Origin of the sequence: Microcoleus sp. Pol7_B2 (genome assembly GCF_036701035.1) — a bacterium.
Lineage (GTDB): Bacteria > Cyanobacteriota > Cyanobacteriia > Cyanobacteriales > Microcoleaceae > Microcoleus.
On record NZ_JAUBQB010000055.1, the window covers coordinates 1 to 16724 of the forward strand.

Sequence of the window (16724 nt, forward strand, 5' to 3'; positions counted from 1 at the left end):
TTATCTTGCACTTTATTCTCGATCACGCGCTCGAAACCTTTCGCGACGCAATATGCACTCGATTATTCAGCAAGCCCAACTTAAGCCGAAAGGCTGTTCCAAGACTTAAGTCCGAAGCTTATAGCTCAAGTCCTCGCTACTTACAGCAGATTCCACGTTTATGAAGTAGACCCCGCCTATCGTTCGATCCTCGTAGGGACACGGCCGGACACGTGTCCCTACTGCACTTCATAAACCTGGAATAGGCTGTATGAACAAACAAGTTGCATATTTACTTGACATTGGCAGCAGAGTTATTTTATTGTGAGCTAGTTAATGCAAAAGATTCGCAACAAACTGCTGGTTTGTTGACCGCGACCCTTACTAATTGCGTAGCAGCCCAAAAATATTACCGGTGTGTGGTGTATCGGGCTGCAGCGTAATTATTAATGATGTATTTCATCCAGGCGATCGGGGCAAACTGAGTTCACCAATTAGTTTATTTTCTCTAATCTACTACGTGACTTGTGGCGGACGCATTTGGCCTCCGCCAACGATTTTAGAATGGTTGACCCAAATTGGGTTTACCAACCTTCGTAGCTCGAAGCAACTATTAGGTCTTTTAGTGACAGCAGAAAAACCGTAATCCTGGAATAAATTTCATGATTTCTATTCAAATTGATTTAGTGGTGTGTGAGGTTTAATTATGAAACGTTTTCATATAGCCTCTAGCCTTATAGCTTAGTAGGTAAAGGTTCTAAAGCGATGGCAGTTCTGTCTCCCCGGCACATGGGTGAATTCTTCGAGCGCAGCACCTCAGCAGGGCTGCAACTGTTTCATGCTGACTCCTCAGACATTATCTGGAGAATGCGGGACAGTGATGGGGATGGGTATGTGCAGGAAATTGAGTTGGGGGATTGACTCTGGCTGGTGATCGTTGACCATGAATTTAAACGCAACCTCCCCCTCAACAGTCAGATATACTGTACGTCTCTGGAGTTTGAATTCAATCTGACTGGAATGGATGCTGGCAGCAATTGTATCAAGCTGCACTTGGGCAATAGCGGCACCGATCGGGTAGAAGCCGGACCCCGGTGTTGTTTGGTCGAGGTGTTCATTACGCCACCCCGCTTAGATCGCTACTTCCAATGTTTCCTGGGACAAATGCCTCCACCCTTGCAACAACTATCACAGAGATTCTTTGAGCAGATTTATCTTTACACCTTTGGTCACGTTCCTCCTACTCCACAACTAGCAATAAGTGAGGTGTTGAGCCATACAACGATGCCATCAATGTTGCCAGCCGCATACAAAGCGAGAACGCAGCTGCTTTCCCCAGAGGCGCTTCATGAGTTGGGGCAGGTACTCGTAAGTCTGACAACTCCTGCGATGCAGAGGGTGTTAGGCCAAATTTTGGAGTGTTCCTATCAGGGTACCCTGCGGCAAATTTATTTAGAAGGCAAAGCATTGGAACTGGTGGCGCTGCGCTTGGAGCAAGTTGCCCTGGTGAGTCAACTGTCGGCTCGGGCGAATGTATTGCGATCGCCTGAGATTGAGAAAATTTGTGAGGCAAAGGATATTTTACTGCGTCGTCTCGATCGACCTCCTTCGCTGATTGAACTGGCACACCAGGTTGGAATGAATGACTGCACACTGAAGCGGGGCTTTCGTCAGGTGTTCGGCATGACAGCTATGAGCTGTTTGCATCATTACCGGATGGAACTGGCACAGCAATTGCTCACAATCGGTGAGATGAACGTGAATCAGGTGGCAAAAGCGATCGGCTATGCCAGCCGCAGTTCATTTTACACAGCGTTTCGGAAACAGTTTGGCGTCAGTCCTCATCAATATTTGACCCAAAACCGAAAAAGTTCCGTTTGAAGAACAAACAATTCCGTTTCGAGAACATTTGCCCTTCCAAAGCTGATGTAGTTTCCAGTAATCTAATTGAAAATTATTAGCAGTTAGCTGATTCTAAGAGGATCGCTCCCAATATGAGGTCTGCAAAATCTCTGGCTGTTTTAGAGTGAGGATGCGGTGGGATGAGTGCAACAAATAAGTGGTATCGATTGATTGGTGGTTTGGGGTTGGCAGGGCTGCTATGCCTGATGGCGACGCAGCCAGGGCAGGCAGGGGAGGAGTTGGAAGTCAAGCACAATACAGAAAACCTAGATCAAAAACCTAATTCTGACTTGACTGTTGCTCCACAGTACGACCGCGATCGCCCCGATCGCCCTACTCCTAATATTGAACCGACAGCAGCACAGCCATTAGTGCCAACAGCCGAAATACCAAAAGTGGGCGAAATAGAACAACCCAGCACCAGCGCCCAAGGGCTATTGCGTCCGTCGGTACGGAGTTTTACAAGTTTGGACGAGACTGTGCAAATCTCTCAATCAGTCGTACAAGTAACAGGTGTGCGATTGAACACAATTGCAAGCGGTTTAGAGGTAATTCTAGAGACACCCGAAGGACAAGTGCTGCAAGCTACAACCAGAATCGAGGGGAAAAGCGCGATCGCGGACATCGAAAATGCCCAACTAGCACTACCGGAGGGTGGGGAATTTCGCGCCTCTAATCCCGATGAAGGAATTGAAGAGGTAACAGTAACTCAGTGGGATGGTAATCGCATCCGGGTGAGTCTAACAGGAATAAAAGCAGCACCGGAGGCTTCGGTAGTAAATAGCGATCGGGGTTTAGTTTTGGGCGTGACTCCCAGCGCAAAAGAAGACATTCAAATCATAGTAACAGTCAGACGAGCAACTCCCTATCGCATCCCCAATGCCTCCTCCGCCACCCGCACCGATACGCCAATTCGAGATATTCCTCAATCGATTCAAGTAGTACCTCAACAAGTGATCGAAGATCAACAAGTCACCCGCTTAGATGAAGCACTCCGCAACGTTAGCGGTGTCGCATTGGGATCAGATTTGACAGGGCGCGGCACCACATTCGGGCTTCGGGGTTTTGACAATGCCCCTGTCTTGCGAGATGGTTTCAGGCGATATGGTAATTATCAGTCTTTTCCAGAAGTCGCCAACCTCGATCGCGTTGAAGTTCTGAAAGGGCCAGCTTCAATTTTGTACGGCGAGATTCAACCAGGGGGTTTAATTAACTTAGTATCAAAACAACCGCTGTCAGAACCTTTATACGAAGCAGAACTGCAACTGGGAAACCGGAGTTTTGTCCGGCCCCGGTTTGACATCTCCGGCCCCTTAACCTCAGATCGCAGCCTGCTTTACCGCGTCAACGGATTGTACCAAACAAGTGATAGTTATCGGGGCTTTAACCAAGACAATCAGCGGTTCTTTATTGCACCGACGCTGACCTGGAAAATTAGCAATCGCGCCGACTTGACAGTTTCTCTGGAATACACCAACGATCGGCGTGCTGCTGATAATGGATTGCCTGCAATTGGCAATCGAGTGGTTGACGTTCCGCCCGATCGCGTTGGTGGCGAACCCGAGGATAGAACAGAAACCCAATACTTGAATGTTGGCTACAATTTCGAGTACCGTTTCAGTGAAAACTGGAAGCTACGCAATGGGTTTCGCTATTCATCCTACGACTACGATTTCAATGTAATCGCTCTGCAACTTGGCTTTGATGATGAAACTGGCAACGTTACTCGCTTCTTTGCTTCTCAAGACGGCCAAGATAAAAACTACGCCCTCCAAACAAGCATCGTAGGTGAGTTTGCTACAGGTTCAGTCAAACACACCCTGATCTTCGGTGCAGACATTAGCTACAACAATGAAAGAATTTTCACAGTAGGTGATTTTGAAACACCGAGTTCCCTGAATATTTTCAATCCTGTTTACGGACAAATTCCCACGCCAGATGAGGATACACTACCTGGTTTTGGAGGAAATGAACTAAAGACAAGCCGATATGGTTTCTACGTGCAAGATCAAATTTCAATCTTCGAGAATTTAAAGCTACTAGCAGGTCTTCGCTATGACACCGCCGATCAAAAAAACCGACTGATTCCGGGTGATCCCAACTCAGAGGGAAGCAAAACAACTCAAAATTACGATGCTTTTACCCCCCGTGTAGGGATTGTTTATCAACCCATTCCAGAACTTTCTGTTTATGCCAGTTATTCGCGCTCGTTTAATCCAGGTTCGGCAAGAACAGCCGGCGGCAATATCATCGAACCCGAAATCGGAAAAGGCTACGAAGCTGGTATCAAAGCGGAGTTGCTTGACAGAAGGCTTGCTGCTACTTTGGCATATTTTGACATTACAAAACAAAACGTTGCCGTCACCGATCCGAATAATTCTTTATTCTCAATAGCCAGTGGAGAACAGCGGAGTCGAGGGCTTGAACTAGATATTTCGGGACAAATTTTGCCTGGTTGGAATATTATTGGTGGTTACGCCTACACTAACGCGGAAGTTACAGCAGATCCCAACCGCGATTTGGTTGGCAACAGATTGTTTAATGCTCCCAAACATAGCGGTAGTCTGTGGACAACTTATCAAATTCAAAGAGGAGAGTTGCAGGGTTTAGGCTTTGGGGTTGGGTTTAATTATGTTGGAGAGAGAGAAGGGGATCTGGATAACAGCTTTGAAGCGGATAGTTATTTCTTAAGCAATGCCGCAATTTTTTATGAGCGGGATAATTTGCGATTTGGTATCAACATCAAAAATCTGTTCAATATCAACTACATCCAAGCTGTCACGGGTAGCAGAGCGTTTGGCAATAAGCCTGGTGAACCATTGACAGTAATTGGTTTATTTACCGTGAAGTTTTGATAGTTATTTTGCAACTTTGCAACGACTCGCTCGCATTCTAAATTTTTCTACCAGGAGACTCCACCATGAAACGATTTCAACTTAATCCAATTCTCATTCTAACTGGGGTAATGGCGATCGCTTGTCAACCCGTATCAGATTCAGCACAAGTCAATCAACCTGAGGCGAAACTAACCTCAGAAAACATTGCAAGTCGATCTGAAAAGACTGCGGAGCAAGCCCCCCCAAAAATTACGCCTCGATCGCCTGTAGCTACTCAAGTGATCTCGATGAACGCTTATAAAGTCCCTTACTTAGGATTTAATGGCGTATTTAATCTCAACACAGAACACCAGAACTCGGTCAAAGATCCGCGCAACCCCAAACGCATTGATATCAATAAAATGGAGAAATTCACTTTCTACAAAGATGCAGCCGGGAAAAAACCAATCGCACGGAATTGTCAGTATGTTTACATGGGTGCAACTGGAGATGGTAAGTATTACGCTGAATACAAAATGACTTGGGATTTATTTGAGTTGGTGAAAGATGAACAGCAAGATCCAGGTTGTAATCGCTTCCAGTATCTTAGCTTCATTCCGCCGCATGGTGAATTAAATGGTGAACCAATACATATGCACTTTCGGTATGCCAGTAAGCCATCTAGCTTTGCAACGCTTGTAAATATGACCAACGATAAAGAAGATGCCGCTAAATTCAGTCCTTGGTTTGCGACTTATTGCGGTGGTGGCAAAACAAAATGTGGCAAAGGAGAGTGAGGTTAAAAGCGATGAAAATTCGGAATTTCGTTCTCAACATTCACAGCATCATTGGCATATTTCTGGGATTAATTTTTGTCATGAGTGGTTTGACTGGTAGCGCGATCGTCTTTCGTGAAGAAGCCGATCGAGCATTGAATCAAACTTTGATGCAGGTCACTCCCCAACCCAAAAAAGCGTCGATCGACCGGATTTTTGATTCTGTCCAGCAAGCCTATCCAAATCTGCGAGATCCGTTGATTCGGTTTCCCAAAACACCCGAAGATACCTATAACTTTGGCGGGCATTTACCCGACGAAAATCACTTAGAAGTCTATGTGAATCCTTATACAGCAAAGGTATTGGGTTCGAGAGTGTGGGAGCGATCGTTTATCGGTTTTATGCACACTTTACACTACACCCTCTTTCTAAAAAAGCCCGGTCACATGACAATGGGTTTTGTGGCTGTATTGCTATTGCTGACCACTATCACAGGAACGTTACTTTGGTCGGGTTGGCGAAACTTAAAAATCGGATTCAAAATTCGCTGGAGAGCACCTGCACCGCTATTGAATTACGACTTGCATAACGTCGGCGGTATCCTCACAACAATTCTACTCAGCATCCTTGCTTTTACTGGCTCAGTAATTATTGCAGCGCAATTTTTATTAGGTGGAGCGGGTCAGCCCGAAGCCAAACCCCTTCCATCTCAAACTCAAACACCAATTGCACTGAGTCAATTAATTCAAAAAGCCGATGCTGCCCTTCCCGGTGGAAAGATTTCCTACGTCCAATTTCCTGAAGACCAAGCCAATAAGCTGGTTATTCAGAAACGTTTTCCCGAACAAAAAACGGGACATTTTGACTTTAGTGCAGTGGAGATCGATCGCTTTACGGGCAAGGTGTTGAAAGCAGAGAAAGTGCTGGAACCAAATCCCGTATTTAAGGTTCTGTTGGTGATTGTTAATTTGCACTACGGCACATTTGGCGGGATTTTCACTCGCATTCTCTATGTTTTCATTGGGTTAATGCCTGCTGTTTTATTAATCACCGGTTTAGTGATTTGGAAACGGAGACGGTGGCGGATGGAAAGAGGGGAATCAGCATCCCAATTGTGGGCTGAGGAAACTCAGTCAAATCGGCTTTCTTAGGATAATTTCAGTCAATAAAGTATTGAAAGCCCGCGCCACAGATGTACTCAGCTTGGCGGTGGGTAGTTTACGCAATTTGCACTTTCCTCAACTGAGAATTTACCAATAGCTTACTAGCATCATTGGCTGATAGTGCAGGGCTGAAATAATGACCCTGAATTTCTGGACAGTGGAGCGATCGCAAACACTCCAACTGCTCTTTAGTTTCTACTCCTTCGGCTACCACGCTCAAGTTCAAATCTCGCCCCAAGGTCGCTACAGCCTTAGCGATCGCCCGTTCGCACGGATCAGTCGTCAATCCGCTGACAAAGGATTTATCTATTTTTAAGATATTCAAGGGAAACTTTTTGAGATAATTTAGAGAACAATAACCCGTGCCGAAATCGTCCAGCGCAATTTGCACTCCCATATTCTGCAACTCCCTGAGAACTTTTGTGGTATAATCCACATCTTGCATGGCTGTAGTCTCGGTAATTTCTAACTCTAAATACTTGGGTGCTAAACCGCTTTTTTCCAAGCATTTTGCTACCATTTCTAATAAATTAAATTGCTGGAACTGCCGAGCCGAAACGTTGACTGCTACCCGCAAATCTGGCTGCAAAGCATCCTGCCAAACTTTATTTTGAGTGCAGGCTGTTTGCAGCACCCATTCCCCAATAGTTACAATGAGCCCGTTCTCTTCGGCGATCGGAATAAATGTAGCGGGAGTAACTAAACCTAATTGTGGATGTTGCCAGCGTAGCAGGGCTTCCATGCCCTGAATTTGCCAAGTAGTAATGTTGACTTTAGGCTGGTAGAAAACCTCAAATTCTCCCTGTTCTAAAGCCTCGTGCAGCCTGTGTTCTATAGTTAGTAAATGGCTGCCTTGGGGATTAAGTGTTGAAGTATATAACTGATAGTTATTTCTTCCCATTTCTTTAGCGTAGTACAAGGCAGCATCGGCATTTTTGACTAAAGTTTCGGCCTCTTCACCATCATCGGGATAAAGGGCAATGCCGATGCTGCTGCTAACATGAAACGGTTGTCCTTCTAGTTTAAATGCTGGCTTTAAATTGTTGAGTATTCTTTGAGCTGTTTTAACGGCATCTTCTAAGCAATTGATATCGGGAAGCAGTATGGTAAATTCGTCGCCTCCCCAGCGGGCAACAGTGTCTGTCGATCGCAAAGTGTCGCTGATACGTCCGGCAAAACCTTCTAACAGGCGATCGCCCGCAGCGTGACCTAATGTATCATTAATCTTTTTGAACCTGTCCAAGTCTAAAAACATCACAGCAAGCATTTTTTTTGTTTGTTTAGCTTGTTTTAAGGAAGCCAGCAGCCGCTCGTTAAAAAGTATCCGGTTCGGTAAACCTGTGAGTTGGTCATAAACAGCTTGATAGCGAATAATTTCTTCAGCTTGCTTGCGCTGAGTGATATCCATCATCGTGCCGATCGCCCTGACTGCTTGGCCACTTTCATTGCGGATGATATAGCCGCGATCGAGCACAAAAACATATCCCCCGTCAGCACGGTGAAAGCTGTATTCTTCCGACCAACATTGAGCATCTGAGTTCATTGTTTGGTTGAAGCTTAACATCACTCTTTCCCGTTCTTCGGGATGAATATTTAACCACCAGGATTCTAATTCTATCGTCTGAGTTTCGTTGAGTTTGTATCCAAAAACGTTTTCAAACTCTGCGCTCAACCAATACTCATTTTTTAACAAATCAAAATCCCATACAGCATCATTTGTCGCCCGCGTCAGCAGGTGAAAGCGTTCTTCGCTTTTGCGTAGTTTTTCTTCGGATTGCACGCGTTCCGTTACATCCCGAAAGCTGAATACTCGACCAGTAATTTGGCCTCCCGTGCGCTGGGGCAACGAGTAGCGCTCGAAGATTCTGCCATCTGTCAACTCTATGATATCGTAACTTTCTGCTGCTGGGCGATCGGACAATTCTTTAGCACGGTTGAGAAATATTTCGGGGTATTTTAACTGGTTGATTCCAAACCCCAAAATTTGGTTGTTATCTCTCGAATCAACCAGGAAATCCGGCAACTGCCACATTTCGGCAAATTTGCGGTTAAAGGTGATAACTTTTCCTCCGCTGTCAACCGCCAGAATGGCGTCAGCAGTAGATTCAATGGTTGCTTGAAGCAACGAAAGAGATGTTTCTAGTTGTGACTCTGCTAATTTGCGATCGCTGATGTCAAAGGCTGTGATTAATATTGAGGCTTTTTTTTCAAATTTTATAATATCTACAGTTGCTTCAATCCAGCGCATTTCTCCAGTTTTCGTGACTATTACTAATTCATATTTAGAGCCTGCTGTTGAGCGCGCATGGCTGGATTTACCCCATTTTTTAACTATTTCTATAAAATCTAGATGAATTAAGTCGTATAAATCCAAGGCTAGTAATTCTTCGCGAGTATATCCTGTCAGAGCTTCTGTCTGAGCATTGACATAGCGGAACTGTCTGCGGTGATAGATAAATGCAACAGCATTAACAGTTTCTATCAGTTGGCGAAACTTTTTTTCACTGCGCCGCAAATTTCTTTCAACCCGCTTTCTATCGGTAATATCTTGTGCTATATATAACTTGCCGCTGACCTTGCCTTGCCCGTCGCGAATAATTGAAATAGAAAGCAGTACAATTATTTTTTTTCGATGTTTAGAAAGGTAGACTTTTTCGACGTTGCGGACAGAACCTTCTGCTGTTAAACTTGCTAACTCTAATTCCGGGACTGGTGATTCAGTTTTCTTAAACAGTCTGGCTATTGGTGTGCCTAACAACTCTTTTTTAGAGTATCCCAAAAGTTGAGAGGTAGCTTGGTTTAACGACAGAATATGACCGCCCGGGGTGGTGGCAATTATCGAGACGTTCATTTCCTCGCAAATATCGAGAGCATATTCGGCAGTTTGCTGCAAGTCTTGGGTCATTTGGGCAATAGTATGCCAGATATCCTGTTCTTTTTTTGGTGGATACAACACTTTTTCTCCTTTTGGTACCTTGTCATTTTCTGTTTCAGACTTCGGCTTGATTAACCTCATCGTCTTGGATAAGCTATTTACTGTTTTACCCCTGAGCAGTAATGATATTACTACACAAATAAAAACCAGATAATAACCGATTATTTTCCATCTAAGAGTAGCTTTTTTTCTAGGAATTTCCTGAGATTCTATATAATTAGAAATGGGTAATTTTACTGGCTCAATTTGGGATAATTTATCCAAAAATAATGCGGTGCTTGCAGAAGTAAGGGGGCGAGCTGCCGATGGCAAATAGCTATGTTTCTGAGACCGAACCAAAATCCCTTCTACAGGGCGAGTGCCAGGTTCATCTATTACAGTTGTCCGTAATATTTTTGGATTTATGCCACATTCCAGACCAAAAATAGCAACCGCGAAATATCCCAACATCAATTGAGTTTTTTTTTCATTTGCTCTACTTCCTAATTTCAAATAAATCTTTTTAGCCGCCATAAATCTAAAAAAAATTAACCGAACTTTTTCTATCATGGGCAAACCCAGCCACTATTAATTTATGTGGATTTGTAAATAAATTTTTGCCAAGCTAATAATTTAGCTTTATAACTAATTACAATTTTAATCTTAATTTAAAATGTGTCATCAGCCATTGTGCCACAAATTATCCGCCATTCTGCCTAGACACCGCGTGGGAGCGCGCTAAAATTAGATAATTCCCGCAAAAAGGCGACCGGGATTCGTTAGAAAAATAAACAATTAGCTTAAAATCGATGCAGAGGTCCACTAATTGAACCCATGAGTCAGACCATCCCACAACTCGAAAAAGAAGTCCGCGCGCTGCAAGCAGAAGTTACCGGCCTGCAAGACTCGCTGGAAAAACTTGGCGTACAGCGCTCTGAGTGCCGAGTGGCAGTCAGTTTTCCCAAAAATAATACTCCTCAAGCCATTGCTGAGTTCCACCAGCAAACTGCTGCTTTTGGGGAGCAGTGGTTGCAGCAAATCCAGGAAATTGACCGAGAGACTAAAAATATTGAAAAGCAACTGCAGCCAAAACAGGCTTTACTCAATTACAAGCAAGGTGAACTAGAAAAATTGCTGGCCGGACAGCACTGGCAAGAAGTAGAAAACCACGTTCAAACCGGGGAAAAACGCTTGCAAGCACAAGCTCGGAGAATCAATCAAGCAGCAGCGCAGCTAGAGGCAGAGATTCAAGCTTTAAAAGCACTGTACGACCAACTCAATCCGAGTTATTCAGAGTGGTTTCAACAACCAACTCAAATAGTAGAATTTTCGGCAAAAACTATTCCTTATGCTTTTCCTAGCAGCAGCGGGTTGATCTTGGAGAATAAGGAGATTGAGTGGGAAAAAAAGTAGTTTTGGCTTGTGAATTTTAAAGGTAAATTAGTGATTTGAATGTCGCCGTCGAACGATCCCATAAGCAAGACAGATTCGACGGCAACATCCCAAGGCTTTTACCTGCTTTTTTAGAGGAAAAATACAAAACTGCCTCTGGCGCCGTTAATTTTAAGATTTTTGAGTTTCATTTTTTGAAAGAAGTTTATTTTTAACTCTGGTGTCAATCTAAAATCTAAAATATAACAGTTCTGGACGCATCAACCGGGTTTTACAAAAAGACTTTGTTGCAGCTTTCGCTTCCGCTAAAAAACCCGGTTAATGAGAGCGAGGAGTGCGTAAGCCCTGTCTAAAATCTCACATAGACTTACTGATGAAACAATTGATTTGGATAGCGTTATTTATTATGGTTGCGGTGGCGGCTGTGGGTTGGCGTTCTGACTCGTGGCAGCGGTTGTCGAGTGTACCCGCAGTTTCGCTCGATCCCAATATCCACATTTCCCAAAACCCCTCTCCCTCACCGCTTTCTATTGAAAAAAATGCCGTTTTTGAACCCCAAATTGACCAATCCCGGTTGTGGAAACACGTCGATAGTTTAGCAGGAGAACGGGATGGAGAACGATCTCGCTCTTTTACTAGAGACTACATTTCCAAACAACTGCAAACATTAGGATTTTCCCCCGAGTTGCAGCCGTTCGATCGAGGAGTCAACGTCTTCGCTGAGAGAAAAGGTACTGACTCGAACGCCGGTGCAATTTTAGTGGCAGCACACTATGATACCGTCCCAAACTCACCTGGAGCTGATGACAATGCGACGGGAGTTGCTGTAGTTTTAGAACTAGCAAGATTGCTGGGTTCTCGTGCCACACCTCGGACGCTGCAAGTAGCATTTTTCGACCTGGAAGAACTCGGACTTTTAGGCAGTTTAGCATTCACTGGTAGCGACGCGCGGTTAAAAAATTTGCAGGGAGCGATCGTCCTAGATATGGTAGGTTATGCCTGTCGCACGCCCGGATGCCAGCAATATCCTGAAGGATTGACAGCGCAACCTTTTCTAGAAGCATCGGGGGTAACTTCTCCCGACAAAGGCGAGTTTATCGCTGTGATTGGGGATGCGGAACATCCGCTGCTATTGAAAAGTTTTGCAGAGTCTGGAAAAGCCGATTTGCCGCCTGTGGTGGCGCTGCCGGTTCCCCTGAAAGGGTTGCTGACTCCCGATGTTTTGCGGAGCGACCACGCGCCTTTCTGGTATAAAGGAATTGGTGCTGTGTTGGTGACAGATACTGCAAATTTGCGATCGCCCCACTATCACCAATCTAGCGATACATTAGCAACTATCGATCGACCTTTTTTCGCCGGTTCTGCTCAAATTGTTGTTAATGCCGTGGCTAAATTATTGGAATTAGGTAATTAGTAATTGGTAATTGAGCATGGGGAATTGGGAATTGGGGATGGGGCATCGGGCATGGGCATTGGGCATGATGACTGTTATTGATACTGCCAACTGCCAACTGACTACTGCCAACTGCCAACTAATAACTAATAACTAATGACTAACAAAGAAAGCCTGCAACGGCATTTACTGCAACTAGACAATCGAGGCTACAAAGCCTACAAAGACATTAAAGGTAGTTACGACTTTTCTGAATTTACATTAATTATTGATTACGTGCAGGGAGATCCGTTTGCTTCTCCCAGTAAATTTAGAGTCATAGTTCCGCCAAACATTGCTCAAATTCCCCGCGAACTTTTCAACTCTCGCAGTCGAGAAATAGCCTTGCGAGATTACCTAATTCGCCAGTTTGACAAAGCCGCACACAGCATCAGCAGCAAACGCGGCACTGGGAAAAGCGGTATGATTGCAGTGACTGGCTTCGCGCAAGAAGTTTTAGAGCGAACTTCGGCATTTATCATTTCCTCAAATACATCAGATATCGAAGAGTTAGGAGGAGTTGAACTGCGATTTGCCGTCGGACTTCCAGCGGGCGGACGCAGTATCTTAGGGCGACAAGCTGCTGAAATGCTGTGCGAAGATATTCCGCAAATTGTCAGCAATTCTCTGAAGTATGCTAACTTAAATTATGCTGAATGTCGCCGTCACGTTGAAACTGTAGAAGATGCTAACTGGCTGCGGCAGCAGTTAGCTGAAAAAGGATTAGTTGCGTTTGTGGCTGAAGGTTCTATTTTGCCCCGCCGCACGGGTGTTGACGATCGCCCTTTGTTAAATAATGCTGTGGCTTTTCAGTCGCCACCGTCGTTAAAAGTTGAGTTTAATTGTCCGAATCGCGGTTTGATTTCCGGTATGGGTATTCCGGCTGGCATTACTTTGATTGTTGGCGGCGGCTATCACGGCAAATCAACTTTACTCAGGGCGATTGAGTTGGGAGTTTACAACCGAATTCCGGGAGATGGTCGGGAATTTGTGGTCACAAGTGCGGCGGCGGTTAAAATTAGGGCGGAAGATGGCAGAAGTGTTGCGGGAGTTGATATTTCGCCTTTTATTAACCAGTTGCCACAAGGTAGAGATACTGCACAATTTTATACTGAGAATGCGAGCGGTAGCACGTCGCAAGCTGCTAACATTATTGAGGCTTTGGAATTAGTCGCTTCTTCAGAAGAGGATTTAGTGCCTGTTTTATTGGTTGATGAGGATACGGCGGCCACTAATTTTATGATTCGCGATCGCCGAATGCAGGAACTCATCGCTAAGGATAAGGAACCGATTACGCCGTTTATTGATAAAGTTCAACATTTGTATGCGGATTATGGCGTATCGACTATTTTAGTCATGGGCGGAAGCGGGGATTATTTTGATGTAGCAGGTACGGTGATTGCACTGGATAATTTTCAAGCATATAATGTGACGAAAAAAGCTAAAGAGATTGCTAAAAATTACTCGATTAGCCGCGCTGCTGAAGGGGGAAAAAATTTTGGTAAGATTACTCAAAGAGTGCCGATTCCTGCTAGTTTAGATCCGAGTCGGGGACGGCGAGATGTGCGGGTGAAGGTGCGGGATGTTGATGAATTGGCTTTCGGAAGTGAGGAGATTGATCTGGGTGCTGTTGAGCAAATTGTGGACAGCGGACAGTTAAGGGCGATCGCAGCAGCAATGGTTTATGCTAAGCAGCAATACATAGACGGAAAACGCACTTTGTCGGAAATCATAGATTTGGTGATTGCAGATATTGACGCGCAGGGGATGGATATTTTATCGCCTTTTCCTGAAGGGGATTTTGCCATGTTTCGACGGTTTGAATTGGCGGCGGCAATTAATCGGCTTCGCAGTTTGTCGCTTGTGGCTAAGTAGACTTGCTTAATATAAGTGTATTGTTGTCCTACTTTTGATATGCTGGCGAAAGTGAGTGCAAAAACCGCGATTGAAGTATGAGAGGCAATAGAGGACAACTGACTGCTTTAAGCGATCGACCGTATATAGTATTAAGCAATCAAGGCGAGGTTTTACAGTTAGAGTTAAAACAGCAGCAGCACGTATTGGGGCGCGATCGCACTCGTGCTGATTTAGTCATTCCCGAACCCTGGCGCGCAGTTTCCGGCGTTCACGCTGTTTTGCGCCAAATTGGGGATAATTACTGGATTTACGACGGTGACGGCCAGCGGCCGAGCACTAATGGCTTATTTGTCGATCGCACTCGCATCACTCCCAATGACGGTTATTGTCTGAAAAACGGCACAGAAATTAAAATCGGTCTCGATCCTCAAAATCAAGTTTTGCTGAGTTATTTTAATCCGCTGGCGAATCAGGTTGCTGTCCCTAGCAAGCAGTCAATTCTTCTTAAGAATCGGTCGGTTTTGTTGGGCCGCGATCCAAACGCTTCGCTGCCATTAGATGCGCCGCTCGTTTCTAGACGCCACGCCACAATCGATCAAGACAGTCGCGGCAATTATATTTTGCGAGACCACAGCGTTAACGGGGTTTTTGTTAACGGTCAGCGAGTGACAAATTCTGTACAATTGTCCGAGGGAGATGCAATTCGGATCGGTCCGTTTACTCTAACTTACCGCAGCGGTGAGTTGCAGATGCAAGACTCCGGCCATCAAATTCGTTTGGATGCTGACAGTCTGGTGATTCCGAAGCGTTTGGATAACATCACTTTGGCGATCGAACCGGGGCAGTTTGTGGCTTTAGTCGGCGGTAGCGGCGCTGGCAAATCTACTTTAATGCGGACGCTTTTAGGCATTGAAAAAACTACTAACGGCGCTGTGTTTCTCAACGGCGACAACCTGCGCCAAAACTTCAATATTTACCGCAATCAAATCGGTTACGTGCCTCAAGATGATATTGTGCACGCAGATTTGACAGTAGAAGAAGTCTTGAGTTATGCAGCTAAATTGCGCTTACCTCCCGATACAGATGTCAAGCAGGTAGTCGCAAAAACTTTAGAAGATATTGAAATGACTCACCGCCGCAAGGCTTTGGTAAAACAGCTTAGTGGCGGACAGCGGAAGCGGGTCAGCATCGGAGTTGAACTGTTAGCAGATCCGAAACTTTTCTTTTTAGACGAACCGACTTCAGGACTCGATCCGGGTTTGGATAAGAAGATGATGCAACTGCTGCGAAAGTTGGCAAATCAAGGCCGGACGGTGATTCTGGTGACTCACGCGACGGCAAATATCACGATGTGCGATCGTATTGTTTTTATGGGTCGCGGCGGACGCCTTTGTTACTTCGGCCCGCCTAGGGAAGCGCTGGATTTTTTTGATGTCAAAACAGGCGATTTTGCAGACATTTACAACGAATTAGAAACAGGAGAAACCAACGTTCAAAGCTGGGCAGAAAAGTTTAATAAATCTCACTACTATCAGCGCTATATAGTCAACCACTTCAGCACAGGAAACGCTAATGCCAAAATACCTTCTGCACCTTCTGTACCAAAATCTCAATCTTTTGTAAAACAACTCGTTTTGCTGGCGCAGCGCTATTTTCAACTCGTTTCCCGCGACTTAGTTAACTTGAGTTTAGCTCTTTTAACTGCTCCGATAGGCATTAGTTTGCTGCGGCTAGCCGTCAGAGATAAAGACCCGTTAATTGGCGCACCGGAGGCAACTTTAGCACCTTTAGCGCTCAGAGTTTTATTTGTATTTACCTGCGCGGCTATTTGGGTAGGACTGGCAACTTCTCTGCAAGAAATTGTCAAAGAATCTGCTATTTATTTGCGAGAACGTTTGGTTAACTTAGGATTGTTTGCTTATTTAGGTTCAAAAATTTTTATACTTTCTGGTTTGGCAGTATTGCAAACACTGTTAATGGTAGGAGTTATTCTGAGTGCTTTTAAATCCCCCGAACCGAGTTTAATTTCCTGGGCGATGGGGGCAAGTATTACCACATTCCTAACTTTGATGAGCTGCATAAGTCTCGGATTAGTCGTTTCCGCGATTGTTAAAAATAGCTCTCAAGCTAATAGCGCTTTGCCTCTTTTATTGCTGCCTCAGATTATTTTTTCTGGAGTTTTGTTTAAGATGGAAGGTGCCGCGAGCACATTTTCTTGGCTGATGTTAAGCCGCTGGTCTGTGGGTGCTTACGGCTCTTTAGTTAATGTGAATGGGATGGTTCCCGCGCCTACTACATTACCGGACGGGAGTACGCTTCCTCAGCCGTTTGAGCCTACTCCTGTTTACGATCCAACCTGGGAGAATTTGAGTTTAAATTGGGGTATTTTGTGCGTGCATATTTTCGTTTATTTAATGTTGACTCTGTGGTTGCAGAAGCGGAAGGATATTTTATAATTAAAATTACGCACTTTTAACTCACAGTTCATTATCA

General features: G+C 44.8%; 11 protein-coding genes. 10 read left to right on the top strand and 1 reads right to left on the bottom strand.

All coding sequences use genetic code 11. The features are described 5' to 3' along the window. The first annotated feature begins 394 nt into the window (after positions 1-394). The 6 genes from QUA57_RS19485 to QUA57_RS19510 all read left to right on the top strand — a co-directional run bounded on the left by QUA57_RS19485 (position 395) and on the right by QUA57_RS19510 (position 6624). On the top strand, positions 395-625 hold the full coding sequence (locus tag QUA57_RS19485) for a hypothetical protein (protein WP_333063167.1): 231 nt from the start codon (positions 395-397) through the stop codon (positions 623-625). Between the two features lie 119 nt (positions 626-744). Beyond that, positions 745-900, top strand: coding sequence for a hypothetical protein (locus QUA57_RS19490; RefSeq protein WP_333063165.1), 156 nt, complete (start codon positions 745-747; stop codon positions 898-900). Positions 901-909: 9 nt separating this feature from the next. Beyond that, positions 910-1860, top strand: coding sequence for an AraC family transcriptional regulator (locus QUA57_RS19495; protein ID WP_333063164.1), 951 nt, complete (start codon positions 910-912; stop codon positions 1858-1860). Between the two features lie 161 nt (positions 1861-2021). Beyond that, positions 2022-4736, top strand: coding sequence for a TonB-dependent siderophore receptor (locus QUA57_RS19500; protein WP_333063163.1), 2715 nt, complete (start codon positions 2022-2024; stop codon positions 4734-4736). Between the two features lie 65 nt (positions 4737-4801). Further along, on the top strand, positions 4802-5494 hold the full coding sequence (locus QUA57_RS19505; protein WP_333063161.1) for a hypothetical protein: 693 nt from the start codon (positions 4802-4804) through the stop codon (positions 5492-5494). Positions 5495-5505: 11 nt separating this feature from the next. Continuing rightward, on the top strand, positions 5506-6624 hold the full coding sequence (locus tag QUA57_RS19510) for a PepSY-associated TM helix domain-containing protein (protein ID WP_333063160.1): 1119 nt from the start codon (positions 5506-5508) through the stop codon (positions 6622-6624). A 67-nt stretch (positions 6625-6691) separates the two neighbouring features. On the opposite strand, the gene QUA57_RS19515 is transcribed toward QUA57_RS19510, so the two are convergent. After that, entirely contained in the window at positions 6692-9592 is a 2901-nt protein-coding gene (locus QUA57_RS19515; RefSeq protein ID WP_333063158.1) for an EAL domain-containing protein, read from the bottom strand. A gap of 792 nt (positions 9593-10384) precedes the next feature. Here QUA57_RS19515 and QUA57_RS19520 point away from each other — a divergent pair. From QUA57_RS19520 to QUA57_RS19535, 4 genes are all read left to right on the top strand, one after another. Continuing rightward, positions 10385-10963 (top strand): hypothetical protein, encoded by a 579-nt coding sequence (locus tag QUA57_RS19520; protein WP_333063157.1) that lies wholly within the window; start codon positions 10385-10387, stop codon positions 10961-10963. Positions 10964-11315: 352 nt separating this feature from the next. After that, entirely contained in the window at positions 11316-12356 is a 1041-nt protein-coding gene (locus QUA57_RS19525; RefSeq protein WP_333063156.1) for a M28 family peptidase, read from the top strand. A gap of 135 nt (positions 12357-12491) precedes the next feature. Further along, the gene (locus QUA57_RS19530) at positions 12492-14249 is read left to right on the top strand and encodes an ABC-ATPase domain-containing protein (RefSeq protein WP_333063155.1); all 1758 of its coding nucleotides are present in this window, start codon (positions 12492-12494) and stop codon (positions 14247-14249) included. 77 nt (positions 14250-14326) lie between these two features. Beyond that, the gene (locus tag QUA57_RS19535; RefSeq protein WP_333063154.1) at positions 14327-16687 is read left to right on the top strand and encodes an FHA domain-containing protein; all 2361 of its coding nucleotides are present in this window, start codon (positions 14327-14329) and stop codon (positions 16685-16687) included. Positions 16688-16724 lie beyond the last annotated feature (37 nt).

Coding starts and splice junctions, on each gene's coding strand:
- QUA57_RS19520 (WP_333063157.1), top strand. CDS start 10,385: ATGAGTCAGACCATCCCACAACTCGAAAAAGAAGTCCGCGCGCTGCAA.
- QUA57_RS19510 (WP_333063160.1), top strand. CDS start 5,506: ATGAAAATTCGGAATTTCGTTCTCAACATTCACAGCATCATTGGCATA.
- QUA57_RS19505 (WP_333063161.1), top strand. CDS start 4,802: ATGAAACGATTTCAACTTAATCCAATTCTCATTCTAACTGGGGTAATG.
- QUA57_RS19525 (WP_333063156.1), top strand. CDS start 11,316: ATGAAACAATTGATTTGGATAGCGTTATTTATTATGGTTGCGGTGGCG.
- QUA57_RS19530 (WP_333063155.1), top strand. CDS start 12,492: ATGACTAACAAAGAAAGCCTGCAACGGCATTTACTGCAACTAGACAAT.
- QUA57_RS19490 (WP_333063165.1), top strand. CDS start 745: ATGGCAGTTCTGTCTCCCCGGCACATGGGTGAATTCTTCGAGCGCAGC.
- QUA57_RS19535 (WP_333063154.1), top strand. CDS start 14,327: ATGAGAGGCAATAGAGGACAACTGACTGCTTTAAGCGATCGACCGTAT.
- QUA57_RS19500 (WP_333063163.1), top strand. CDS start 2,022: ATGAGTGCAACAAATAAGTGGTATCGATTGATTGGTGGTTTGGGGTTG.